Source organism: Candidatus Poribacteria bacterium, assembly GCA_028820845.1.
Taxonomy (GTDB): Bacteria; Poribacteria; WGA-4E; order WGA-4E; family WGA-3G; genus WGA-3G.
In genome coordinates this window covers 104,973-129,360 of record JAPPII010000061.1, presented here as the reverse complement: position 1 = coordinate 129,360, position 24,388 = coordinate 104,973, and the positions used below count along the sequence as shown (strand labels likewise).

The 24,388-nt window shown below is 48.0% G+C and carries 24 protein-coding genes; 14 read left to right on the top strand and 10 right to left on the bottom strand.

The genetic code is table 11. The annotated features are described in order from the left end of the window. Nucleotides 1-58 precede the first annotated feature (58 nt). Nucleotides 59-1,741: an NPCBM/NEW2 domain-containing protein gene (locus OXN25_12630; GenBank protein MDE0425702.1), complete on the top strand. Its 1,683-nt coding sequence runs from the start codon at nucleotides 59-61 to the stop codon at nucleotides 1,739-1,741. Nucleotides 1,742-1,803: 62 nt separating this feature from the next. Beyond that, nucleotides 1,804-2,199 (top strand): T9SS type A sorting domain-containing protein, encoded by a 396-nt coding sequence (locus tag OXN25_12625; protein ID MDE0425701.1) that lies wholly within the window; start codon nucleotides 1,804-1,806, stop codon nucleotides 2,197-2,199. Between the two features lie 52 nt (nucleotides 2,200-2,251). On the opposite strand, the gene OXN25_12620 is transcribed toward OXN25_12625, so the two are convergent. The 7 genes from OXN25_12620 to OXN25_12590 form a co-directional block, all read right to left on the bottom strand. Beyond that, nucleotides 2,252-2,659, bottom strand: coding sequence for a ribosomal protein L7/L12 (locus OXN25_12620; GenBank protein MDE0425700.1), 408 nt, complete (start codon nucleotides 2,657-2,659; stop codon nucleotides 2,252-2,254). A 174-nt stretch (nucleotides 2,660-2,833) separates the two neighbouring features. Beyond that, the gene (moeB, locus tag OXN25_12615) at nucleotides 2,834-3,640 is read right to left on the bottom strand and encodes a molybdopterin-synthase adenylyltransferase MoeB (GenBank protein ID MDE0425699.1); all 807 of its coding nucleotides are present in this window, start codon (nucleotides 3,638-3,640) and stop codon (nucleotides 2,834-2,836) included. Between the two features lie 5 nt (nucleotides 3,641-3,645). Further along, nucleotides 3,646-4,224 (bottom strand): hypothetical protein, encoded by a 579-nt coding sequence (locus tag OXN25_12610; GenBank protein MDE0425698.1) that lies wholly within the window; start codon nucleotides 4,222-4,224, stop codon nucleotides 3,646-3,648. 158 nt (nucleotides 4,225-4,382) lie between these two features. Further along, nucleotides 4,383-4,589 carry a hypothetical protein gene (locus OXN25_12605; GenBank protein ID MDE0425697.1) on the bottom strand — a complete coding sequence of 69 codons (207 nt, stop codon included), beginning with the start codon at nucleotides 4,587-4,589 and terminating at the stop codon, nucleotides 4,383-4,385. Continuing rightward, nucleotides 4,561-5,052: a PIN domain-containing protein gene (locus OXN25_12600; GenBank protein ID MDE0425696.1), complete on the bottom strand. Its 492-nt coding sequence runs from the start codon at nucleotides 5,050-5,052 to the stop codon at nucleotides 4,561-4,563. The genes OXN25_12605 and OXN25_12600 overlap by 29 nt, the downstream gene beginning before the upstream one ends. A 136-nt stretch (nucleotides 5,053-5,188) precedes the next feature. Beyond that, nucleotides 5,189-7,636 carry a sulfurtransferase TusA family protein gene (locus tag OXN25_12595; GenBank protein ID MDE0425695.1) on the bottom strand — a complete coding sequence of 816 codons (2,448 nt, stop codon included), beginning with the start codon at nucleotides 7,634-7,636 and terminating at the stop codon, nucleotides 5,189-5,191. 172 nt (nucleotides 7,637-7,808) lie between these two features. Next, complete coding sequence (locus OXN25_12590; protein MDE0425694.1) at nucleotides 7,809-8,903, bottom strand: Gfo/Idh/MocA family oxidoreductase; 1,095 nt, start codon at nucleotides 8,901-8,903, stop codon at nucleotides 7,809-7,811. Nucleotides 8,904-9,119: 216 nt separating this feature from the next. On the opposite strand from OXN25_12590, the gene OXN25_12585 reads away from it, so the two are divergent. Then, a complete protein-coding gene (locus OXN25_12585; protein MDE0425693.1) occupies nucleotides 9,120-10,202 on the top strand; it encodes a Gfo/Idh/MocA family oxidoreductase in 1,083 nt (360 codons plus the stop codon). Between the two features lie 47 nt (nucleotides 10,203-10,249). Continuing rightward, a complete protein-coding gene (locus OXN25_12580) occupies nucleotides 10,250-11,047 on the top strand; it encodes a sugar phosphate isomerase/epimerase (protein MDE0425692.1) in 798 nt (265 codons plus the stop codon). A 21-nt stretch (nucleotides 11,048-11,068) separates the two neighbouring features. Here the strand turns inward: OXN25_12580 and OXN25_12575 are convergent, their stop codons facing one another. Both OXN25_12575 and OXN25_12570 read right to left on the bottom strand, forming a co-directional pair. Continuing rightward, nucleotides 11,069-11,860 carry a phytanoyl-CoA dioxygenase family protein gene (locus OXN25_12575; protein ID MDE0425691.1) on the bottom strand — a complete coding sequence of 264 codons (792 nt, stop codon included), beginning with the start codon at nucleotides 11,858-11,860 and terminating at the stop codon, nucleotides 11,069-11,071. 12 nt (nucleotides 11,861-11,872) lie between these two features. Continuing rightward, nucleotides 11,873-12,232 carry a hypothetical protein gene (locus OXN25_12570; protein ID MDE0425690.1) on the bottom strand — a complete coding sequence of 120 codons (360 nt, stop codon included), beginning with the start codon at nucleotides 12,230-12,232 and terminating at the stop codon, nucleotides 11,873-11,875. Nucleotides 12,233-12,488: 256 nt separating this feature from the next. Between OXN25_12570 and OXN25_12565 the strand changes: the two genes are divergently transcribed. The 10 genes from OXN25_12565 (at nucleotide 12,489) to OXN25_12520 (ending at nucleotide 22,926) form a co-directional block, all read left to right on the top strand. Continuing rightward, the gene (locus OXN25_12565) at nucleotides 12,489-13,328 is read left to right on the top strand and encodes an SDR family oxidoreductase (protein MDE0425689.1); all 840 of its coding nucleotides are present in this window, start codon (nucleotides 12,489-12,491) and stop codon (nucleotides 13,326-13,328) included. Nucleotides 13,329-13,350: 22 nt separating this feature from the next. Continuing rightward, entirely contained in the window at nucleotides 13,351-14,046 is a 696-nt protein-coding gene (locus OXN25_12560; GenBank protein MDE0425688.1) for an SOS response-associated peptidase, read from the top strand. A gap of 76 nt (nucleotides 14,047-14,122) precedes the next feature. Beyond that, a complete protein-coding gene (locus OXN25_12555; protein MDE0425687.1) occupies nucleotides 14,123-15,109 on the top strand; it encodes a thiamine pyrophosphate-dependent dehydrogenase E1 component subunit alpha in 987 nt (328 codons plus the stop codon). A gap of 44 nt (nucleotides 15,110-15,153) precedes the next feature. After that, nucleotides 15,154-16,110: a nucleotidyltransferase domain-containing protein gene (locus OXN25_12550; protein ID MDE0425686.1), complete on the top strand. Its 957-nt coding sequence runs from the start codon at nucleotides 15,154-15,156 to the stop codon at nucleotides 16,108-16,110. After that, entirely contained in the window at nucleotides 16,097-18,028 is a 1,932-nt protein-coding gene (locus tag OXN25_12545) for a hypothetical protein (protein MDE0425685.1), read from the top strand. The genes OXN25_12550 and OXN25_12545 overlap by 14 nt, the downstream gene beginning before the upstream one ends. A 561-nt stretch (nucleotides 18,029-18,589) precedes the next feature. After that, nucleotides 18,590-18,937 carry a nucleotidyltransferase domain-containing protein gene (locus tag OXN25_12540; protein MDE0425684.1) on the top strand — a complete coding sequence of 116 codons (348 nt, stop codon included), beginning with the start codon at nucleotides 18,590-18,592 and terminating at the stop codon, nucleotides 18,935-18,937. Beyond that, entirely contained in the window at nucleotides 18,918-19,532 is a 615-nt protein-coding gene (locus OXN25_12535) for a hypothetical protein (protein ID MDE0425683.1), read from the top strand. Before OXN25_12540 ends, OXN25_12535 begins: the two co-directional genes overlap by 20 nt. Next, nucleotides 19,525-20,682: a VWA domain-containing protein gene (locus tag OXN25_12530; GenBank protein MDE0425682.1), complete on the top strand. Its 1,158-nt coding sequence runs from the start codon at nucleotides 19,525-19,527 to the stop codon at nucleotides 20,680-20,682. Before OXN25_12535 ends, OXN25_12530 begins: the two co-directional genes overlap by 8 nt. Nucleotides 20,683-20,734: 52 nt before the next feature. Next, entirely contained in the window at nucleotides 20,735-21,859 is a 1,125-nt protein-coding gene (locus OXN25_12525; protein ID MDE0425681.1) for a zinc-binding dehydrogenase, read from the top strand. A gap of 56 nt (nucleotides 21,860-21,915) precedes the next feature. After that, nucleotides 21,916-22,926, top strand: coding sequence for a terpene cyclase/mutase family protein (locus tag OXN25_12520; protein MDE0425680.1), 1,011 nt, complete (start codon nucleotides 21,916-21,918; stop codon nucleotides 22,924-22,926). Nucleotides 22,927-22,952: 26 nt separating this feature from the next. Here OXN25_12520 and OXN25_12515 read toward each other — a convergent pair whose 3' ends face one another. After that, on the bottom strand, nucleotides 22,953-24,350 hold the full coding sequence (locus tag OXN25_12515) for a VWA domain-containing protein (GenBank protein MDE0425679.1): 1,398 nt from the start codon (nucleotides 24,348-24,350) through the stop codon (nucleotides 22,953-22,955). Nucleotides 24,351-24,388 lie beyond the last annotated feature (38 nt).

The following is a 24,388-nucleotide window of genomic DNA, read 5'->3' as shown; positions in this document are numbered from 1 at the left end:
ATGCTAGACGCGCATTAGAACACGCTTTTAAGGGCAAGGGCTCCAGCCCAAAATTTTGATGATCACACCATTTCGTTATAGCAGCTTAATTTTTATTTTACTACTCTCACTCTCCAAGTTTACCGTTACCGTTGTAGATGTTCACGCAGCAGCGGAACGCATGGTGAAAGTCGTATACTTCGTGCCACATGACCGCCCATTTCAATGGAATATACCCATCATACTGAACACGCAAATAAAAGCAGTGCAACGCTTCTACGCTGAGCAGATGGAAGCACATGGACACGGCAGAAAAACTTTCAACCTCGAAACTGATACCAACGGAAAATTGGTCGTACATCCTGCCACTGGAAAATTTGATGACCCATATTATCATACAGACGCTCTGAATAAAATTACTGAAGAAGTTGGGACCCAGTTCGATATGGGTAAAGATATCTATATCGTTATTGCAGATATCAGCACAGAACGGATACAAGGGAATTGTGGTATAGCACGGTTTGATGGCGGTCCCGTGATGATTCCGGCAACTGGAGATTGTGTCCAAGGTAATCATGGTGTGGATCTGATAGCACATGAGCTTGGGCACGCCTTAAACTTAGAACATGATTTCCGTGATGAATCCTATATTATGTCCTACGGTGCTGCACGAGAAAAGTTATCAGTGTGTGCAGCGTCAATGTTGAGTGTAAATCCATTTTTCAATTGGGATGGAAATGCCGGTAATACTGCAAACGCATTGGCTACAATTCAAATGCTAACGCCACCGACTTATCCAGCCAATGAAAAAAACTGGACGCTTCGGTTCAATGTTAGGGATACGAATGGCATCCATCAAGTTCAATTTTTACTTTCTGTTCCTCGTGAAGCAATAAGTCTAATAAGTTGCCAAAGTTTTAACAATACACAAAACACAACTGTTGAATTTGATATGCCAACCGGGGCAACAATAGCTCCAGTTAATAACATCTATATCCGTGTTGTTGACCAAAACGGAAATATATCAGGAAAAAGTTGGACTCTCAATGCAACGGAAACAGCCGAAACAAAAACAATCAATACAAACAGCACAAAAACGTATTTGACGCTCAATTACGATAATCCAGATGCCCTTGTCCCAGTAAATAACCCAACAGAGTGGGCGGGGTGGAGAGAAAAATTGGTGTGGGAGAAAACACCTGATGGTCTGGTTCCCAGGCGACCCAACAGTTTCATGGATCCTGAGAGATCCATACAATTTTACGATGAATGGGACTACTTTTTCTATTCACATGCTGTAAGCCGTATCGTTTACGATCTCGGCGATCAGAACTATACGAAATTTGACGCTTACTTCGACATGCCAAACCCATGTGGAAGTATTGCTTCTGTTGAACTTATATGCCTTGCAGACGATGTGGAGATTTATAATTCCGGTGTATGGAGAGGTAATCAAGCAAGAAACACTCACATATCATTCGATATCCCTGAGAATGCGCAAACGCTCACTATTAATGTAACGGATGCCGGTGATGGTGATGGATGTGATCATTTTATTTTTGCAAATGCGCGGTTATTGCATCGCGAGCCATCCGTTATTGAAGTTGACAACAACTACTCAGACGTCAATAACGATGGATTTGTGAATATAGTCGATCTGGTGATTGTCGCATCCAGATACGGCGAAAAGATTACCGGTAATCCGAATCCGAATCCGGTGTCAATAGGGATGGTATCGTTGATATCGACGATATTCTCCTGATTACACAAGATATGCCACCAGTCAACGGAGCTCTAGCACTGCTAAACACGCAACGATCCATTTTGAACAGCGCAGCCTGGCAGAAGGCTTATGCTATTCTATCTAATACGGTTGTAGATAGAGGTATTGCGGTACTTAACTTGTTATTCGGTGCTGCGGTTCCTACAAAAACGCTGCTTCTGGAAAACTACCCGAATCCGTTCAATCCAGAGACATGGATACCTTATCACCTTGGGAAGCCTGCGGATGTTGTGATTACCATCCATACTGTGGATGGACAGGTCGTTAGACATTTAGATTTGGGACATCGGAATGCGGGGAGTTATGTGAGCCGTAGTAGTGCCGCATATTGGGACGGTAAAAATGCACTCGGTGAACCTGTAGTAAGTGGTCTCTATTTTTATACTCTGACAGCAGGTGAATTTGCAGCGACTCGGCGGATGTTGATTCGGAAATGAATCGGTATCTTCTTTAGCAAAAGAATCTCATTCCTACTCTGGATACTTCCGTCTATACAAGTTGTGTTGGGGCAATTTCCACAACAGCACCAAGGGTCTCTAATCGCTTCTTCGCGTTTTCAGCGTTTTCGCGTTTTACTCTCTTTCGAATAATGACTGGAGCAGATTCAACCAGTTCCTTTGTTTCTCGCAGTCCAAGTCCGGTAATGGCGCGAACCTCTTTAACGATATGGATTTTTGAAGCACCGAAATCTTTGAGGTGTATATCAAACTTTGTGCCATCAGAAAAGGACGAGCCCACCAATTCAGTTTCTGCCGCATGAGTGCGTTCAAGATGCTTCTCAATCTCTCCTAAACGTTTTCTAATAACCTTAAGCTCTCTGTACACCTCTATGAGATAATAGCAAACCACACCCACTAAAGCAGTGAAAATGCCACGCAGTAGAAAATTGAAATCCATTGCCCTGTCCCCAGCCACTAGTAGTCTGTCACATCTAAACTGACAGGTCGTTCGTAGTAGGGCAATTCATTGCCCGTTTCTGACGTGCGATAAATCGCACTACTACGAACTGGGGTTTCCCATCATTTGAAAGTTGACAGAACACTAGCTGCGATTTTTCGAGTTGCCCAGCACCTACCATCGCACTTGACAGAATTCCTCATAATCAATTAACTCGTGGATTGTGGGATTTTCACCGCACATCGGACAACCGTCATCTTGACGGAGTTTCAACCGTTTGAAATCCATCGTGAGCGCGTTGAAAAGCAGAAGGCTTCCGATTAAGGGTTCGCCGATGTCCAAGAGAACTTTAATCGCTTCAACGGCTTGGATCGTGCCGATAATGCCCGGCAACACACCAAAGACACCGGCTTCCTGACAGCTCGGTACCATCCCCGGTGGCGGCGGTTCGGGATAGAGGCATCGATAACACGGTCCCTTACCCGGATATAGAACGGTGACCTGTCCTTCAAACTGGAAGATACTTCCGTGCACAATCGGTTTACCTAACATAACGGAGGCATCGTTGAGGAGGTAGCGCGTCGGGAGGTTGTCGCATCCATCCACAATCAGATCGTATTGCTCCAGAATTCGGAAGGCGTTTTCTGAGGTAATGCGCTCGTTGTAGGGTATCACCTTAACATCGGGATTCATCTCCGTGATAGTGGCTTCTGCGGATTTCGTCTTCGGAACACCGATGTCACTGGTACCGTGTAAAATCTGGCGTTGCAAGTTGCTGAGGTCAACGACATCATCATCAATGATGCCGAGCGTGCCGACACCGGCAGCAGCAAGATAGACCCCAACAGGAGAACCGAGCCCACCCGCACCAATGAGCAGCACTTTCGATTCGAGGAGCCGCGTCTGCCCCATCCCGCCGACCTCTTTGAGGATGATATGTCGGCTGTAGCGTTCAATCTGTTCGTTGCTGAAATTAAACATATCTCTTAGTCCCCCAGATTGGCGAGGAGTTCTGAAATCGGTTTATCCGAATTTGCGGAGATGCGTAAGGCAAACCGTTCGCGTGGATCTTCGGAGGTACGTTCCACCGTAAAGTCGTCGCCACCATACATCTGCTCAAGGACAGGTGTGAGTTCTGTTTGAATAGCAGCTGCGATTTCCGATGTATTCGGCGCAACATGGCGGTTATTTATCATAAACAGCAGGTCTGCGCCGTTGAAATGCACGGCATCTTCCAGCTCCGCCGCTGCTTCAAGCGCCTCACATTTAGAGAGCACCTCTGCGAGTGCCTGACGAATCTTTTCAGCGTTATCCCCTTCGATTGCGTGTTTCCGATTGTAGAGAAATCCATGCTGATGGTAAGCATTGTCGATACTGTAGTTGGCTTGTTTCAAAATCAACAGCACACCTGGTCCCGCATCAACGTGTGAATAATCGGCGTAGTTCAGGTAATCGTCCGAATCAGCCTCCTCCATCCAGCGGTTAAAGACCTTGATGAAGTTCGTGTAGTTAATTTCGCTCTCTTCGGTTGTAAAAACCTTGACATTAATCTGTTGTAGATCCATTCTGTTAAAAAATTCCCTATAAACATAACGCCCCGAAGGGCTTTTTTGTGGGCGCGGACTTTGCCGCGATATTTTAGTTCCAGCGAATGCCTGCTTGCCCGTTTTGGGCGCGTGCGGCAATCGCTTTTGTGTGAAACTTAGTCCTGATATAATACCTTTCACTTCGTTTTCTTGTCCTTTGCAAGTTGACGGACTTCGTTCAGAAATGTTTCCTTATCAAGCGTTTCCATCCATTTATGCCGTTCGACAGAATAATCACCTTTTCCGTCCTTGTGCTGAAATATTTTTTCTAAAAGGGCATGAACATCCGGATTCCGACGACGAAGTTCTTCCATCTCATCCTCTAACAAAACTTGTATGTTCATGTTCACTGACCTCCTGGAACCACACATAAGGGTTTTCAACACGGACCCGAAGTTGTAAATAAGAGCGTTTCGCCCTTCTAAGCATCCGATCATCTGTTGTTAGAAGAATATCCGCCTCGCCACTTTCAGCACAAGCGATATGCAAAGCATCTAACCACTTAAATCCCAACGATTCAAGATGTGCTGCCCTCGCTGTTTCTATTGCCCCAACCGTGATATTTTGGTCTGCAAGATCCAACAAGATTTCCATTTCAGCACGTAATGTTTTATTAGGCGTTTTACGGACTTCATTCACCAGCACCGTGCTAATAACCCATTTCCACTGCGTCGTAAAGAATCGGGCGAGAATTATCTTAACAGCTTCAGTTTCTTGGCGAATTCTCACTTGTGTCTGATCATCAAAAAGACGATTTAAGCAACATGTATCAAGATAGATTTTCCAGTTGCGAAGAACGGTCTGCACACATTCACTCTGTTAGATAAACTTGTTTCTGTTGGCTTGATTATCGCGATGCGTCTACTTATCTTTTTCGAGGCAGTAACAACTTATAGGGGCAGATTTTAAGCCTGCCCCTATAAAAGAAAAAATACATCGCACTTTACTCACCCTTCCGAATCGTAAGCCGATAGTGCTTTCCAACCTTCTTGGTGTCAACGACCTCATGCCCATCGTTGGTGAGACTCACTGGCACATTCTCAATCGGTTCACCATCATCAATGGTAATCTCGAGGAGCTGACCGAGATCCATCGTCTCCAAACGGATTTTTGCTTGGACATAGTTGAACGGGCAAGCGACTCCCTTGAGATCGAGACTATCAACGATCTCCTCAACGGGTTTCGCCTTTCTGACAACCCTTGGTTTCCGTGCTGTGCGCCGCGAACGCCGCGCTTTCTTTCGACTCGCCTCCTCTTCCTCCTGCTTGATGCGCATGCGATTATAGACGTTATGCGATTCTTCAACGAAGAGGGTGGATTCTTCAACGCGACGGTGTGCTAATTCGTGATCAAACGTAGAGCTATCCTCTTCCGTTGCCTTGAAGATATGCGCGCCGTAGCCTGGGAAGAAGTTACCCGATTCAAAGAAGTGCGTGCGGAATTCGTTGACGGTAGTGGCATTGTCAATATACTGTAAACCTACCGTCGTCAAGAGTCCGTCTGCGGCTCTTATCATTGCATCAAAAGCCATCCCTGCGGAATCCTGATATTCGCCCTTCTCCAAACTCAAGCCAGATTCATAGATAAGCCGATCTGCTTCTTCTAACTTCATGGAGACAAGTGCGACGACCTCTCCTGCACACTCACCGACCCCAGTTTTGAGCTGGTAATCCTTCGTATCGCCAGTGTCTACATAGAATTCCGGTGCTTCCTCATAAGTAGGAATCTTATCGTACTTGGACAAGATCTGCTTGATTTCCGCCTTACCGAGCCGTGCGACGTAATCGGTAAAGGATTCTTCCTCATTTCGCTCTTCCGTGTACTTACCGGTTAACTCCTCAATAAACGCTGGGATATATCTGCCATGGATTTTTCCAGTGGCAAGTCCATAGGAACTGGCGTTCTCAATCATGTGTCCACCGAGCAGTACCTGATAGAAGGGAGCGATATGTTCACCCATCCGACGAGATGAACCGAAGAAGCCAATATTCGCGATGTGATGCTGCCCACAGGAATTGGGGCACCCACTAATCTTAATCCGAAAGTCTTTGATTTCATTCTGTACACCGGCTTCAATGAAATGGCTTCGCAGGTGCGCTGCGAGCCCCCGTGAAGAAGAGACGCCGAGTTTGCAGGAGTCAGTACCCGGACAAGCAGTAATATCAACCATGGATTCTGCTCCGGGGTCGCCGAGACCGATTTCTCTCAGTTCGCGATAGAGTGCTGGCAAATCCGTCATCGTTATCCAGCGAAGAACAATGTTTTGCTCAACTGTGGCGCGGATAGTGTCTTTAACGTATCTCCGGGAAATGTCTGCTAAAGCCCGCGTCTGATCTGCGGTAATATCCCCAAGCGGCAGCGTAATCGTCACAAAAGCGTACCCGGGTTGACTCTGTAGCTGCACATTAGATTGATACCACTCTTCAAACCCATCCGGTTTCGTGGTGCCGTTGAGTTGCGTTGGTGCCTTGAGCGGACTTTCCTTGTAAGCGTCAAGGTTGTCCAGATACGCTGTCCACGCTGGATCGTGGCGTAGGGTAGCCCGATCTTCAAGCACCTGTCTTTTGAATTCTTCGATACCATACTTGGCAATGACGAACTTCAGTCGTGCCTTATTTCGATTTCTGCGTTCACCTAAACGGGTGAAGACCCTGCAAATTGACTGTGAAATCGGGAGGAGTTCCTCTGCCGAAACGAAATCATCAAAGATTTTCGCTTGATGTGGTACTGCGCCGAGCCCACCGCCGACGTAGAGCCTAAAGCCGCGTTTGACTTCACCATCCACCTCTTTAACAGCAGCAACCGCACCGATGTCGTGCATATTCGCCAAGCCGCAAGCGTGTTCTTCACATCCAGAAAACGCGATTTTGAACTTACGTCCGAAATCTTGAGCGTCCGGGTGACCCAAAAGGAATGCCGATAACGCCTTAGAGTAAGGCGTTACATCAAACGTCTCATCTTGGCAGACCCCACTGAGCGGGCATGCTGTGACGTTTCGCACGACATTACCACACGCTTCTTTTGTGGTAATATCAACACTCGCGAGACGACGCATCAGTTCTGGCGTGTTGTTGATGTCCACATAGTGATATTGCACATCTTGACGGGTGGTAATATGGATGATATTGTCAGAGAATTCTTCGGCAACATCCGCTAACATTTCGAGTTGTACCGCTGTGAGTCCACCGAAAGGGATTTTAACACGGATCATCTGTGACCGGTCATCGCGTTGTCCGTAAACCCCGTGCCGAAGTCTAAATTCGGTAAAGAGAGTCTCTTCGACTTGGCCGGCTTGTACCCGACCGAGTTGAATCTCGTAAATTTCAATGGCGCGGGCTTCATCTGGCAGAATCGCCGATGCATCATAAGGACCCGCGTGTTCAATAGCCATTCTGTACTCCTTGTAATAACCTCAGATTCATAGTGTGCGTTGAGTAGCGTTCCATCGCTTTCTATTTAGGCGAAGCTTGCAAGCCTATATTGCACAGTATTCCCAAGCAGAAACCTTTTAAATAGAGTAGTATACCATAAAATGCAACAAAAAGCAAGCCCAATCTTTTACTTTAATTTTCTGGCGCATCACCCCAATCTGGAACTGGCAATAATTCGCCATCCCGTAGTGCCGACTGGTGTGCGACAAATCCGGGTACGCAATATCGAACCGCTTCCCAAACGTTGACCCGCGGCAATCGTTCACGATTCACCGCATCAACAAATTCGTGTACGAGATAGGCGTGCGAACCGCCATGTCCACCGAGATCCGCTGCGAGTGGTTCAGGAAGGCCCTCATGTAATCTTGAAGGCTCGACGATCTCCCTCTCGTTTTTAGTTGTCCAGACACTGCCTGCGAGGCTTTGCTCGTAACTACCTTCTGTGCCATAAATACCGCTGACGCGCTCGGATCCGGGATGCCCAACCCGCCGGAACTCACAGATTTGCATCGTCGCGCCATTGCTCATTGTGAAAAGTCCGACCTCATTAGAAAACCGATTTTTGTGGATGGTATCCGCCCGAAACCAGTCGTCGTTTGGGTAGACATACCCTTGTGCGGAAACCGATGTCGCGTGTGCCTTCATAACGGAGATTGGAAAACAGGTTGAATGCGTCGGATAGTGCATGGGAATTCCACCCATCTTATCCCGACCAAAATCTGCACTCCATCGATTTTTTGCCACGTTGTAGAGGCCATGGTCCATGTCATGAAAATATTCTGCGCGGCAGTGAACGAACTCCCCGAATGCCCCCTCCGCGGCTTTCTGACGACAAAAGGCAGTTTCTGGTCGGAAATAACTCGTCTCACCGTTCATATAAATCATTCCTGTCCGTTCAACGGTTCTGACGAGTGCCTCACATTCATCTAAAGATGCCGCGGCAGGGACAGCCGTATAGACGTGCTTGCCCGATTCCATCGCTTGAATTGCTTGCGGGGCGTGCATCCAATGCTGCGTTATAATCACGAGTGCGTCTAAGTCCGATTCACATATCTCATCAAGACTGGAATAGGTTTCGGAAATCTCAAACTGCTTAGCCCACTTCGACAACCTGTCTGACCGCAAATCACACAGAGCCAGTCGATCCACATCCGGGTGCGATTTATACGACTGGATAAACGACGGTCCAAACATTCCCAAACCTACCATCCCGACACTGATACTCATTCGCTTTTCCTCCATCAGCACTGTTTACATGAGAAAATAGCATATCCTGCAAATACTGTCAAGGACATTTCCAAAGATATTTATTGACAAAACCGCGAATGCGCTTATAATGAAGGCATAAAATCTACTGTGGTGCATTACTTACAAGATGACATTCAGATTGCGAGTTTTCGCTACAGATAGGACCAAACTGTACCTATTGGAAGGAACAACAAAATGGCATTAAAAGTTGGCGTTGTCGGCATGAGCGGCATCGGGAATAATCATGCGAATTGTCATGCAAATGATGACTTAGCGGAACTGGTTGCGGTGTGCGATATCGTCAAAGAACGAGCGGACAGCGCGGCAGAACGTCTCGGCGTAAAGGCATACTATAGTTTAGCCGATATGATTGACGGCGAACCAGATTTAGACATCGTTGATGTCGGTACTGGCGGATATGAAAACGGCAGTTGGCACTACGAACCAACGATGGAGGCTTTGGAAAACGGCAAGCATGTCCTCGTCGAGAAACCACTTTCTAACGACATTGGACAGGCACGGGAAATGGTCGCGAAAGCCGCGGAAGAAGACCTCTATCTCGGTTGTAATCTGAATCACTATTTCACACCACCCGCGGAGCAAGCGAAAAAATATATAGAAGACGGACATATCGGGGAGCAGGTTTATTGTCTTCACAAAATGGGATTCCCTGGCGGCGAATTCAACTATAGCTATTCAAAAGCCCCGCGTTCCGATGGATTCCCCTATTTTCACGTGAAAGCCTTCTTGTCGCACCCGTTCAGTGTAATGCGCCATTTCTGTGGCGATGTAACGCACGTGCAAGCCTTTATGGAACGCCCACATTTTAGGCGTAACACGGGAGACTTAATGGTTTCAATCAACAGCATTCATCTCCGATTTGAGAACGGATGTATCGGTTATCTCCTGAGCCAACGCGGCGATTTAACATTCGGACTCGGTGATTGGTGGAGTGTTGAACTTGCTGGCACGCGCGGCACATTCTGCATCGAAAAATGCATTGAGAAGGTAACCTATTGGCCCTCCCCTGGTGCTCCCGATTTCCCTGATACAGAACCGATTGTCACCGAATCCGGCATCAGCGACTTCGGTGAGACGTTCCCCTTGCGGATTCATGCGTTCTTAGAGGACATCACAAACGGCGTGCCGAAAGAGCAGCTGCGTGCCTCTGGGAGAGATGCACTCGCAGCACTTGAATATACTTGGGCAGCGATAGAATCTTATGAACAGGGAGGGATTTTGGTGCGGCCACATCCGCTTCCCTTACTAAAAGGATAATTGAACAAATGGGGTGGTAATTGCCCCTACACAAGGAGAAACCACATTTGAAATTAGGAGCAAATTCGGTACTGTTCGGCGGTTACGACATGGAAACCGCCTTCAAACACATCGCTATGGCTGGTTACGACGGGGTTGAACTCTCAGCAATCGATGGGATGAGTCAGCATCTTGTCCTCGCGAACTGGCAAGAACTCGCTGGTGAAATCAAACGCCTCGTGAAAGCCTATGAACTTGAACCACTGGCGATGGAGCAGCCCTCACGCGACTCAGAACGCATGGAACTCGCCTTCCAAGCAGCAGCTGAGATAGGTATTCCTATTATTAACTGCGGTCCCGGTGGTGCGTCGGATGATGAATCCGCTTGGCCTGAGGTTGTCGATTCACTCGGTAGCCTTTCAGCACGGGCAGAACATTACGGCGTGACACTTTGCGTCAAAGCACACGTCGGTGCCAGCATCTATAACACCCCGACGACACTTCGTATAATGGAAGCGATTTCATCACCAGCGTTTGGGATTGACATGGACCCGTCGCACATTCATCGGGCAGGCGAAAACCCTGTTGAAGCGATCGCTGCTGTAGTTTCACGCGTGAAACATGTGCATATACGGGATTGCAAGGGGATGGAACGTGGTCCTGGCACTCCTGAATTACAAGCCAACGGACGTGGGGACATCGACCTCGTCGGCTATATCCGTGTTTTGCATGAAAACGGTTATACGGGTCCGTTGAACCTTGAGGTTATCGGTGCAAAAGAATATAGTTTGGAGCAGTGTTGCACGATTGCTGCAGAATCGCGTGGGCACATGCAGGCGTGTTTGCAAGCGTGTGGCGCACGTTAACCAAAGGACAGACCGCTTCTATTAAAGACGGATTTCTGATAACGGGATTCCACTGTTAAACATCTGTATCGGTGGAATCTCTTCCTCCACCTCTGCCAATCCGCATAGCCAGTTCCATGTTAATTCCCCCCTGCGCCGGTCGCGATAGGATTCTATCTCCGTTACGTACGGATGTCTGCCAGCGTGTTGGTAAGGCGGAATCTCATCGGAATCACGGACCCAATCCCGTTTGGGCATCGCCGTTCGGAAATAGGAAAACTTAATCATCCCGCGTCTATCGGCATTGAGCTTTGGACCTGCCTTATGCCAAATGCCATAACGGGTCATTGCGACAGTGCCTGCAGGTACCGTGAGGGAAAGCTGCCCGAGAATATCACCGTAATGCGCGATTGCCTCCCTGTCTACGAGCCGATGGTGTGAACCCGGCAATATCATCGTAGGTCCATCTTCGATTTTTACCGCTTTCGGGTAATAGTAGCACTGGAGATGTGTGATACCATATCCGTACTCGGTGATACCATCGGAGTGCCATGTCTGTCCGCGGTGTGGGGCTTCAAACAGATGGTGGTGTGCACTCGTTGGCACGAGAAAATCTGTGCCTAACAGTGAACGAACTACGCCAGCGACCTCTGGATGTAAAAGGACGTTTCGGCGAAATTCGTCTGTAAGGACAAAATCCCTGAGATGCCCACCCGGCACTGATTCACATTCCCGATTGAAATCGGCATCAACAATGCTCTCTAAGGTGATATAGCCGTTATGAATAAACTGCATAACACCGTGGTCGTTTAGCGTTGGTTCAATGTTAATCATTTTGTAATTCCTTCACACAAATTTCTCTAAAATAAACTCATACGTAAGATAGGCGTTATCAACATCCGTAAAATTGTAGAGTTCAGGGCGTGGAAATTGGACAATCCGCCACCCATCGTTAATCGCATCAAGTACTGATGTATAGGGTATATCTTGCGAGGGTAGCACGGGTTCATCGGGTGCGGTTGCGTCGTACAGTGCCCATCCACCCAGCGGTGAACGTAGATTCGTTGATTTAGAATAAAGATAGAGAATTAGTTGCCTTTCCGAATTCAAGACAGCAGTTACACCACGCAGATCAGCTTCGGTCAATTCGCCCACCTTAAGTTTTTCAACACAATTGTCAAGCCATTCTTTTATCGCCGATTTCACACGAGTTTCTCCTTTCGTTAGGATTATCAGGGCTATTTAGTTTTAAGGGTTAAGTTTACCTATGTGAAGCCTTTCCGTTTCCGGAAGCCCGAATTTATTCGGGACAGCACACTTTTCCCCAACAAGTTGGGCATCCGGATGTAAATTTTTGGAAAACTGAATGACCCTATTAGGATTATTATCATTGTAGCACAAAAATGAAAAATGTGGTATAATAGTTGATAGTTTGTAGAATCATCAGGAAAGGGATTTAAATATGAGATTGGAAGGAAAAGTTGCGATTGTCGCGGGTGCTGCTTGGGGTGGTATTGGCGCGGCGACTGCTTACAGATTTGCCTGTGAAGGCGCGAAAGTGGTTGTCAACACGCGCCGTCGAGAAGAAAAACTTGCTGAAACCGTCCAACACATTCAGGATGCTGGTGGAGAGGCAGTCTCTGTTATGGGCGATGTCGCCGATGAAACGACTTGGCAGAAACTCGTCGGAACGGCTTTGTCAAACTACGGGAAAATCACAACGCTTGTCCACAATGCGGCACACTCCTACACGAAAAAAGCCATTGAATTCACACGCGAAGAATGGAATGAAAGCCTTGGTGTAACCCTCGGCGGCCCATGGCTCGGTGCAAAGTATTGTATCCCAGAAATGATCCGTAACGGTGGCGGTGCTTTGGTATTTATCTCTACCGTTAACGCTACGATTACAAATCCGGGGTTTGGACTTTACGGTGCAGGAAAAGGCGGTTTGAACGCCTTGACGCGAAGCATTGCCCTCGATTACGGCAGGGACGGTATCCGTGCGAATGCTATTGCCCCCGGACAGATCGTTGGAGAACGCGGTAGAGCCTCTCTTGCTGAGGATGAACTCGAAGAACAAGCCTCCCGCGATTGCTATCCAATCGGTCGTTACGGGAAACCTGAAGATATTGCCAACGCTGCACTCTTCTTGGCTTCTGATGAGGCGGATTTTGTTACTGGCATCGTGCTGACTGCGGACGGTGGTTTGACGCTCCAATCACCAGAGGCACTTGTCCGTCCGTCTTTCCGGCTCCGGTGGCGAGACGACGTTCTTGTTCCCCAGCCAAAAAAGAGTACATAGCAAAACACTTCAGGAGAAAAAAATGTGTGGACGATTTACGCTCGCAAGCGACGCTGAAACCTTACAGCAAACTTTCTTCGACTTTGAAGTGCCAACGAACTTGTCTCCTCGCTACAACATCTCACCAACGCAGGATGTAGCAGGTGTCTCCAACACCCCTGAGAAACAGGTGGAGTTTTTTCACTGGGGTCTCATTCCATCTTGGGCAAAAGACCCGAAGATCGGAAATCGGATGATTAATGCCCGTTCGGAGACGCTTGCGGAGAAACCGTCCTTCCGAAACGCTTATAAACGCAGAAGGTGCCTCGTTTTGGCGGACGGCTATTATGAATGGCAAAAGATTCCCGGCGATAGAGTCAAACAACCCGTGTACATCCGTCTTAAATCGCAAAAACCCTTCGCGGTGGCAGGACTATGGGAGGTATGGCAGACGAGGGATATGGACGAACCATTGAAATCTTGCACTATCATCACATGTCCACCGAACGCGATGCTGGCGGACATTCATCACAGGATGCCAGTGATTCTACCGCAAGACGCTTATGCCCAGTGGCTCTCCCCGGATGAACAGCCAGCAGATGCCCTTCAATCCCTCCTTATCCCTTATCCCGGTGAGGAGATGGAGGCGTACCCAGTATCGAGGTTCGTCAATCGTCCCACAAATGATTCGCCAGAATGTATTGCACCACTTGAGACGAATGATCTCCGACTATTTTAGATCTCACAATGCGTCGTAATCAGGCGACTTGGGAGATTGCCTAACAACTGAACGCTACAAATATGGGAAAGGAATTATGTCAAAACCGATCAAAGATCAGATGCTCTTTATGTATCGCAAGATGATAGAAATCCGTCAATTTGAAGAAGCCGCTGGAACGCTTTATCAGAGCGGTCAACTCCCCGGTTTTCTCCACCTCTATATCGGTGAAGAAGCCACAGCAGTTGGGGTCTGTGCCCATTTGCAAGATGACGATTACATCACGAGTACCCATCGCGGGCATGGCCATCTCATCGCCAAAGGGGGGAAACGCGATCGGATGATGGCGGAGTTATTCGCTCGCACAACCGGCTATTGCAAAGGCAAAGGTGGCTCAATGCACATCGCCGATAAGGAAACGGGCATTCTCGGTGCCAACGGCGTTGTCGGTGCTGGTATTCCGCTTGCAGCGGGGGCAGCACTCTCTGCCAAACTCCGCGGCACGAAGCAAGTTGCAGTGTCCTTCTTCGGTGACGGCGCAACGAACCAAGGTGTCTTCCACGAGACGCTCAATCTCGCCGCTGTCTGGGAACTTCCTGCTATCTTCGTTTGTGAAAACAACCGATTCGGTATGGGAACACCCCAACGGGAACACCAACGCGTAGAGGATATTGCTGCTGTCCGTGCCCCTGCCTACGATATGCCCGGCATCACTGTCGATGGAAACGATGTGCTTAAGGTGTATGCGGCAGCAGGTGAAGCCGTCATACGGGCCCGAGACGGCGGCGGACCGACGCTCCTCAACTGTGATACCTATAGATTCCGAGGACATCATATCGGTGATCCAGGAACCTCCTACCGAGACCGCGAAGAGGTTCAAGAGCAGGAACGGCTACGCGATCCAATTCGTCGACTCGCACAAGTTCTCATCGAAGAAGAGGGCATTAGCCAAGAAGAACTCTCAGCACTTGAGGAAGAACTCTCAAACGAACTTGACGCAGCACTTGAGTTTGCCAAAAACAGCCCTGAACCGCTTCCCGAGGATGCTTTGAACGACCTCTATGCAGGTTCCATTCAGCCATAATTAAGCGTCTACACCTTCTCAAAACAGAGAGTCGGAGGTTAAACATGCATAGCGCAACGACGACAAGCGAAATGTCTCCATCAGAACTTGCCAAATGCAGAGAAAACCTCAAACGCCAATGGGAAAACCGTCGGGTTGATGAGGCACTACTTCGACGCGCATGGGAGACAGCACATCGCGTCGCCACTGTACTCTATCAAAATTACGGTGCCGAAAAAGTGGCGGTTTTCGGCTCCCTCGCTGAGCGGGGATGGTTTACCAAGCATTCAGATATTGATATCATGGTCTGGGGACTCTCATATAACAAATGTCTGGAAGCACTCTGGCAGACAGATGATTTGGGTTCCGAGTTTAAAATTGACATTATAGACTTTGAAACGTCCAGCGGGCTTTTTCGCAAGCGGGTTATGAGCCAAGCAATTCCTATTAAGAAAGGAGAAAGGGACGTTCTCAAATTGATGAACCAAACATACTCCGCAGTATCCATGGAAACCAGAGAAATTTACCAGATGAGTCAAATCAAACTTGTCCAACGCATTTCCGATGAACGCACAAAAATAGAACGAACCGTTCAAGGCATTGCGAATGCGTTACAAGATATTGAGAAAGCACCTCCTAACTACAAGAAATATATAGAAAGGACAATCGCTACCGATCTCGCCGATGTCTACAGAGGCATTGAGCGGATCTTTGAGCGGATCGCCCGTGAAGTAGATATGCACACACCCCGAGGAAGCCGGTGGCATAATGACCTCCTCGAACAGATGGGAGAGCGACAACCAGAACGTCCGCCTGTGATCTCTCAGGAAACTTTGCCAAAATTAAAAGAACTTTTAGACTTCCGACACAAAGTCAATAACATTTATAGCGACGAACTGATTTACGAAAAAGCCGAGGAACACGCAAAACCGATTGCAGAACTTTTTGCAACCGTTTTTGAAGAACTGGATACATTTGCTGCTTTTCTAACCGAAACCCACGAGTCAGATGCGAAAAGATGAACGCCCGAAATCGCACGGGGTCACATGGAAATCTATTGCCATTACGCTCGTGCTGATTCCATTTAATTTTTACTGGATCATCGCGGGCGAAGTTGGACTCGTCGGTTACGCGCTGAATACGTACGCGGTCCCCTTCTACAACGTTGTTTTCGTCGTATGCGCTTTTACCCTCCTCAATTTCACCGCTCGTCGCCGCTTATTCACGGACGCGGAACTCCTCACGATATACATCCTCCTTAGCACAGCATGCGCTTTCCCCTCCATTACATTGATGACGATCCTCGTCACGACTGTTGGGCACGCTTTCTGGTTTGCAACCCCCGAAAATGAATGGAAGCAGCTTTTCTGGGACCATCTGCCGAGATGGCTTCTTGTGGACGATCCCAAGGTATTGGTGGGATACTATAAAGGGGAATCCAACCTCTCCACATTGGAGATCATCGGAGCATGGTTAGTGCCAACGCTCTCTTGGGCGGGATTCATGACGGTTCTGGTTCTCGTGATGCTGTGTATTAACGTCATTCTACGGAAACAGTGGGTCGAACGCGAACGCCTCGCCTACCCAATCACGCAGATTGCCTTCCACGTTACCCATAACACGAAATCACTGTTCTCACACCGCATCACTTGGCTCGGTTTTGGCATCGCGGCAGGCATTGCGATTCTCAACGGCTTCAGCTTTCTCTATCCGACACTTCCCACTTTACCCATCAAACGGATCGGTGGTTGGCGCGGATTTGGGCATCTGTTCACAGAAAAGCCGTGGAACGCTATCGGGGGTATCAGCATGTCCTATTACCCATTCGTCATCGGACTTGGACTCCTAATGCCGTTAGACCTTTCGTTCTCCAGCTGGTTCTTCTTCTTTTTCTACAAAGCACAGTTGGTAATGACGAGTGCGGTCGGACTGTCGAGTCTACCTGGGTTCCCATATATCGATCGGCAGTGCTTCGGTGCTGCGATCGGAATTTTCATCTCTGTGTTAGTGTTAAACCTCCGCCATTTTCGTGGGGTCCTCCGCATCGTACGCCACCGTACAGGTGAAGATGCTGACGAACCGATCCCATATAGATATGCACTGTGGGGGATCGTTGGTGGCTTGGCAATACTCTTTATTTTCTCCAGACGGATTGGCATGTCGTTTTGGCTAATTCCACTGTTCTTCGCAATCTATTTTATTATTGTGTTGGTACTGACACGGATGCGCGCTGAACAAGGGTTTCCCGTGCATGCCATGGAAAACATGCCGAACCATCACATCCTTGTTGACGCTTTCGGCACCCGGATGTTAGGCACAAACAACCTCGTTGCCTTGACGCTCTACCGATGGTTCAATCGGAGTTACACAAGCAATCCGATGCCGCATCAGTTAGAGGGATTCAAACTCTCAGAACGTTCCGGTATTGCGCCGAGGCGGTTATTCTTCGCACTATTAGGAATTTCAGCGTTCGCTGCCGTGATGGTATTTGGCGTTATCCTCTTCCTCTACTATACTTACGGCGCGTTAAACATGAGCGGCAGCAGCGGTTGGTCAACGGGTTTCGGCGGACGTGTTTTTAACGGACTCCAAGGTTGGCTCTATTACCCGACAGAGCCGAATTTCTACGCCACGGGCGGTATCGCATTTGGCTTACTTTTTTCGACCCTTTTGATGTTTATGCGGGCGCGTTTTTTCTGGTGGCCGTTCCATCCGATTGGATTCGTTGTCTCCAGCGATTGGGGGATGCGGTATCTATGGAGTTGTATGCTGGTGAGTTCGATTATCAAATGGAGCGTTTTGAAGATTGGTGGACCACGCGCATCGCAGCAATTAGTGATGTTCGCGATTGGGTTGATGTTAGGAGACTTTACGGTCGGCGGTATCTGGAGCCTCGTGAGTGTGGTGACGCAGCAACCGATGTATAATTTCTGGCCTTAATTTTTATTTTCTTCGTGAAATATACGTGAATATGGTTTTAACTTAACGGTATATTTTTGAGCAATTCGCCTTAAAAATGTTACACCAGTGTAACATTTTGTGTCCAGCGTGGAACGTTAGAGAACCCAGTCCCCGTAAGGGTTTGTTGATGTTTAATTTTCTGTTAGAAAAAAAATAATTTGGCGAAAAGTGTAACATTTTTGAGTTAGTGGTCAGCGGTCAGCAATCAGCAATCAGTGGTTGATAGTCAGTCAGAAACTTATGTATCTGCTGAAAACATTTGTGTCGGTTTCCGCGACAGTGTTTTGGAGATTGATACAACATTTACCTCTTTGGAAAGTATTATGATATATTATACTTTTTTTGCTAATCTATGTCAAGTTAAAAAAATAAATTAAAAGCATTAGTCTGTGCTTCTCTAATCCTGCCAATCCCAAAATCCTGATTCAGAAAACTCAGAACCCCAATTAATTGAGACAATAAGTTCCAGGGTTCTTCTGTCTCTTTTTTATTGCACGCCAAACCATTTCGTGCTATCCTATTCTTCAAGGAGATTAGGACATGCATCAACCCACAGCCCCCCATCGCACAACAAAAGATTTATCGCCCGAAGAATTAGCGGAATACCGCCAACGGCTCGATCAGCACCTTCAAAATCGGGAGGTAGATGAGGCGTTGCTGCAACGCGCATGGCAAACAGCACATCGGGTCGCAGCGATGCTCTATAAAGACTTCGGGGCAACACAAATTGCTGTGTTCGGGTCGCTTGCCGAGCGAGATTGGTTCTCAAAGTGGTCGGATATCGATATGGTTGTCTGGGGACTTTCGGGTGATACGTATCTCAGCGCGGTATGGGAAACCAGAAATTTTAGCCCTGAATTCAAAATTGATGTTATTAACTTTAGATAGTGCTAAAGGACGTTTTCGAGAGCAGATTGAGAAACAAGCTCTTCCTATTCAAGATAGGCAAACAAATTCTCACCAACAACTTGACTTTGGAGTAAAAAGTGAGTTGGACTCCGAAGCATATAAGCGGAAGTTAGGTCTGCGTATCGCTGAAAATCTTGAAGATATAGAACAGATTGTCGAGAAAATCACACAAAATTTTCAAAAAATGCAAACAGCCCCTGCTGAATATCAGGACGCTTGCAAAGCCACGCTTGACTTATACCTTTTCCGTTTCTACGCGCGGTTGGAAAACATTTTCCGACGTATTGCTCGACAAATCGATATGGATGTCATGAGGGGGCGAGGTCCACATAAAGACCTATTAGCACAAATGGCAGAAGCGAGACCATTACGTCCGTCTCTGATTTCCCAGCAAAGCGTTATAAACTTAGTGCCGTTTTTAAAATTTCGCTATCGGTTTGAGCATCTTTACCACTTTGAATTGAGCTTCAAGGAAACGGTAGAAAATGCTAAGCGGGTCCGCGCAGTATTTGATAGCCTTTCGGAAGAATTGAATGCCTTCATTGCTTGCTTAAAAAAAGAAAAAAATGACTGAACAAACTCTACTCCAACAAATCACAGACTTCTGCTCCCTGCTCCGACAGATGGGAGTCAACGTAACGACAACCAATCAACTCAGTTGGTGCCAGAGCGTCCAATTGATAGACATCGGTGATCGGGACGCGTTTTATCACACAGCGCGGACAAATCTCATCTCTCAAGACACCGACCGTGAAATATTCGATCTCGCTTTCAGTCTGTTTTGGCGATACCCGCGCACAGAATTTGAAGCCGTTGACACAGAAAGCGAAACATCTGAACCGTCAAGTCTCCAAGACCTTTCCGATATAAGCGATGAACAGGACATACTCGAACAGTGGCTGGACGCCGAAACAGAAGATGACGCGGAAGGCGAAGAAGACGACTCAACGGCTTATAGTGTGGAAGAGGTCCTGAGCCGAAAGGACTTTAGCGAGTTCACAACAGAGGATATGGAGAAAGCACGGGAGATCGTCGCGAAATTAGCCGCAATCTTGGCGACAAGACTGAGCCGCCGAAAGGTCGTCGGCAAAAAGGGCAAAATTATAGACTTCCGGCGGGGTTGGCGAAAGAGTCTCGCACACGGCGGCGAACCGCTCGAATTAATTCGGAAACAACAAAAAATTAAGAAGACAAAGATCCTGCTCCTCTGCGATGTCAGCGGCTCTATGGACTGCTACGCTAAATTTCTTATTCAATTTATATACGGCATGCAGAAAGAGTTAAAGGAAGTGGAGGTCGCAGTTTTCAGCACACATCTGACAGACATTACGGGACTCCTTCGGCGGAAAGGGTTAGCGGAGGGCTTAAATGAAGTGGCAAATGTCGTGCCAGATTGGTCGGGCGGCACAAAAATCGGTGAAAGTTTGCTGGAATTCTACCGACAGTTCGCGCCCTCCCTCTCGGCATATCGTTCAGTGGTCATCCTCATTAGCGACGGTTGGGACCGAGGCGATGTGGAAGTGCTGCGTCACTCAATGGAGATGTTGCATCGGCATGCCTATCGGTTGATTTGGCTCAATCCGTTGCTCGGTAGTGACGGCTATCAACCGATCTGTCGGGGCATCCGCACGGCGTTGCCCTATGTAGACTATTTTCTCCCAGCACACAATTTGGAAAGCCTTGCAGAACTCACAAAAATACTAATCCCTCTCTGGGCACAATAGCAGAAAGAACAGCAAAACAATCTTATATTCAAGAAAATGAGGAAATCTAACTATGCAAGTTCAAGCGGCAGTGATGCTCCAACCCGGTCAGATAGAAATCCGCGAATTTGAGAAACCGACACCTGCAGAGGATGCACTTCTGTTACAGGTCGATAGAGTCGGCATCTGTGGAAGTGATAAACACATGTATCTCGGGCACACTGCCCTGAAATTTCCGGTCATCCCAGGACATGAGGTTGTCGGGACGGTGGCAGAGATTGGTAAAGATGCAAATCAGGCTATGAACGTGATAGGTGGTCCGATCAAAGCAGGCGATCGCGTAACCGTTGTGCCGGGATCAAAAAACTGCGGTAGATGCTACTACTGCCTACACGTTCCAGGTCGTCCAACGCTGTGTTCCGGGCGGACGATCTATGGATTTAGCAACAGCGAAACCCCGCCCTATCTGAACGGCGAATTTTCTGAGTATACCTACATTCACGGAAATTCTTGGGTCTATAAGATGCCGGAAAGTATCCCTGATGCAATTCAGGTGTTGACAGAACCGGTAGCCGTAGCAACGCGCGCCGTTGAACGCGCTTGTGCGCCTGGAGTGCCACAAGTCGGCGACGGATACAGCATCGGAAATCGGGTTGCGGTTCTCGGATGCGGCCCAATCGGTCTGCTGGTTGTCGCAGTACTGCGTGATAGCGGTGCTGGTACCATCATTGCCACTGATCTCGTCGATAGTCGGTTAGAAATGGCGAAACAGATGGGGGCAGACGTTGTTATCAACGTTGGGAACACTACACCTGAAGAACGGATTGAACAGATACAAGACCTCACAAGTGGTGTCGGTGTGGATATCGCGATTGAGTGCGCTGGATTGCCGATGGTTTTCTCTGAAGCATTAGATGTCGTGCGACGCGGCGGGAAGGTTATCGAAGTTGGACACTATACAGATTCTGGGGATACCCAAGTCCGTCCGCATCAAATTTGTAATAAGGACCTGGATGTCTGCGGTGTGTGGGCATATCCACAAATCCAGTTTCAGACAGCGTTGGATTTCCTTCAGATAACACGCGCCCCGTTGGATGAACTGATAACGCATCATCTGCCGTTATACCAATTGGAAAAAGGCATTGACATGCTTGGACAAGAAGGTGTTTACAAGGTTGTGATTGAGCCACAATTGTAGCAAATAGGGCGTTCGCTACGCTTGACCGCTAACCAAAATCATAGGTAGGACGAAAAATGAAGAATCATAGAGGTATGCACATATTGATATATTGCTATATGCTGCTGTATTTCGGAATCGGGCTTAAAGTGGCTGCTTTTGCCGATAGCGAAGCATCTCCTGTCAAAGGTCTCCCTTCCTATGAGGCATCGGAGGAGCCGCCTCTCTATAAAACCATCGAAAGTGCGAAAACCTACATTGTGCAACATCAGAACCGAGATGGTGGTTGGCCCCTGGTCCCCGGCGGAGAGAGCAATGTTGAGAACACAGCGTTCGCGATTTGGGGGTTAATCGATGCCGGATGGGGGACAGGATCTCAGGTAATCAGAACTGGCGTTATGTACCTCAGGAACACCCAGTGGGACAACGGGAGTTGGAACAACAACACTGCCCATACCGTTTTTGCGCTCGTGGCTTTAGCAACAGCAGAAACCGATCCAGAAATCCGTTTTAAAGGGCTTCAATGGCTAAAAAAAGCACAAAATCCAACGGGTGCTTGGGGGAAAAAAGAACGTAGTGCTGACAATGTGCTTTATACCGCCGCTGTTTTAGCAGGTTTCAGGCGGCTCGGTTTCAAACAGAACTTTGCCCCTGTCTCCAAAGGGGCAGATTGGCTTGCAGAAAGTATCAACTATGACAGCGGTTGGGCACTACAACGCGGCACGCAGTCGGATATTTTCGTCACATCTTGGGTGATACAAGGTTTAGAACCCGTTTACGACATCGATGCCCAAATCGCGTGGCTAAAGCAGCTACAGAACAATGACGGCGGATTCGGCAGATATAAAAACAGTCCCAGCGATCCCGAAATTACCGCCATCGCGGTTATGGCACTCGCCGCCGGAAACGACCCACTTAACACCCGTCGTGTCTCTATCAACTACTTGACAAGTATCCGGCAGGAAGACGGCAGCTTCATCAGCAATACACCTATAGAACTAACAAAACCGGTTGCTAATTTGCAGTCAACCAGTTTTGTCCTTATCGCTATTCACGCGAAAACCGCAGATGAATTGGCTCTGGAGTGAGAGTGATAGACACCCCCGAAATGCAGCTACCGCGTCTCGTCAGCACCACCGGTGCCTCGCCACACCAGGGCCCCCGGCATAACATAGTGTTCACCTTTGGTTATCTGAGCGACCTGACGTTGGAAACTATCCGTCATGGAACTACTTTGCATGGAAGTGACACCGCCAATCACATAAACCTTTGCCCGGGCACCGCGACACACTGAAATCGCTTGCCCGACGCTATATCCTTTTTCGGTGCGTTTGCTCGTTGGTTCGTCTGTGACAATGATAAGGATGAGGTCTCGTCCCGGTTCTGTCTGAAGTTTCGGTACCCCTTCAATGACCGCATCCAAGAGATGCTCATCCCCAGTTTTTGGGAGGCGAAAAAGCGATCTTACCTCTTCGGAATCCAACGGCGGCTTGGTCACAACAATAGTACTTTCGCCGCCACCGACTGCCGCCCAAAACCGGATCATCCCAAACCGATAATCCAATCCTGCCGACTTAAACACAGAGACCATCTGATCCAAACCGTCACAGGCAGCATCCGTCTTGGTTTCCATACTTAGACTATAATCGAAAATGAACACAACATCCACGGTTCCTGGACGACTCTCAACAAGATTCTCCGCAATGCGCTTGAATATCCCATCCACGCGAAGTATGGCTTTATCCGCAATTGTCTCGCCACTCTGGATCCGTTGCCCATCCATCCGACGCTGGTTCGAGTCAATCGGATACCATTTTCCGTTCGTCTCATCTGTGAGTTCTGCTTGGACCCGTTCGCTAATGCCGATGAAATTGAGTTGAACGTCGTTTCGACGGGACAACTTGATAATCTGTTCTCCAATCCTGTTTTTCGCTTTTGCGTCTGTCCATGAAGTCCGCATGCGAGAGTTAGTAACCACGACAAATTGGGTTGTAACCCCATCACGGAATTCCAACTCGTTCAGACCCTTCACGACTGCATCGAGTCCATATCCAGATTGAACGTTATTTCCGGATTCAACCTGCATGTCCTGGAGTACGTTGGTAACGCTGAGATAGTCAAACGTCCACGGCTGCAGTGCCACACGCGGTTCACCTTGCACTGAGTGGAAACTCACCAGCGCGAATCTATAGTCGATCGTCTTTGCCTCTATAACAGCAAGCATATCGACAATCTTCTTTTCAAGATCAAAGAGATGTCCCGCCATCCGTTTGCTACCATCAACAACGAATACAATATCTACTTTCGGGTTTTGGGCGTGCTGTGTTGTCCGTTGCGCAATATCTTTAAGACTCGCACCTATATCTGCCTTGAGTACATCCTTTTTTTCCTTGGCACTTGGATCAACCATTATCCTGTGTCTGCGCCGGGGTGGACGAATCTGCGCTGCCGCCTGCAGTGCGCCTACTAACATACTAATTACACACAAGCAACATATCCACTGTCTTTTCATACGATCTCCAAATTAAAATTTAATAAAATAGGTAGCGA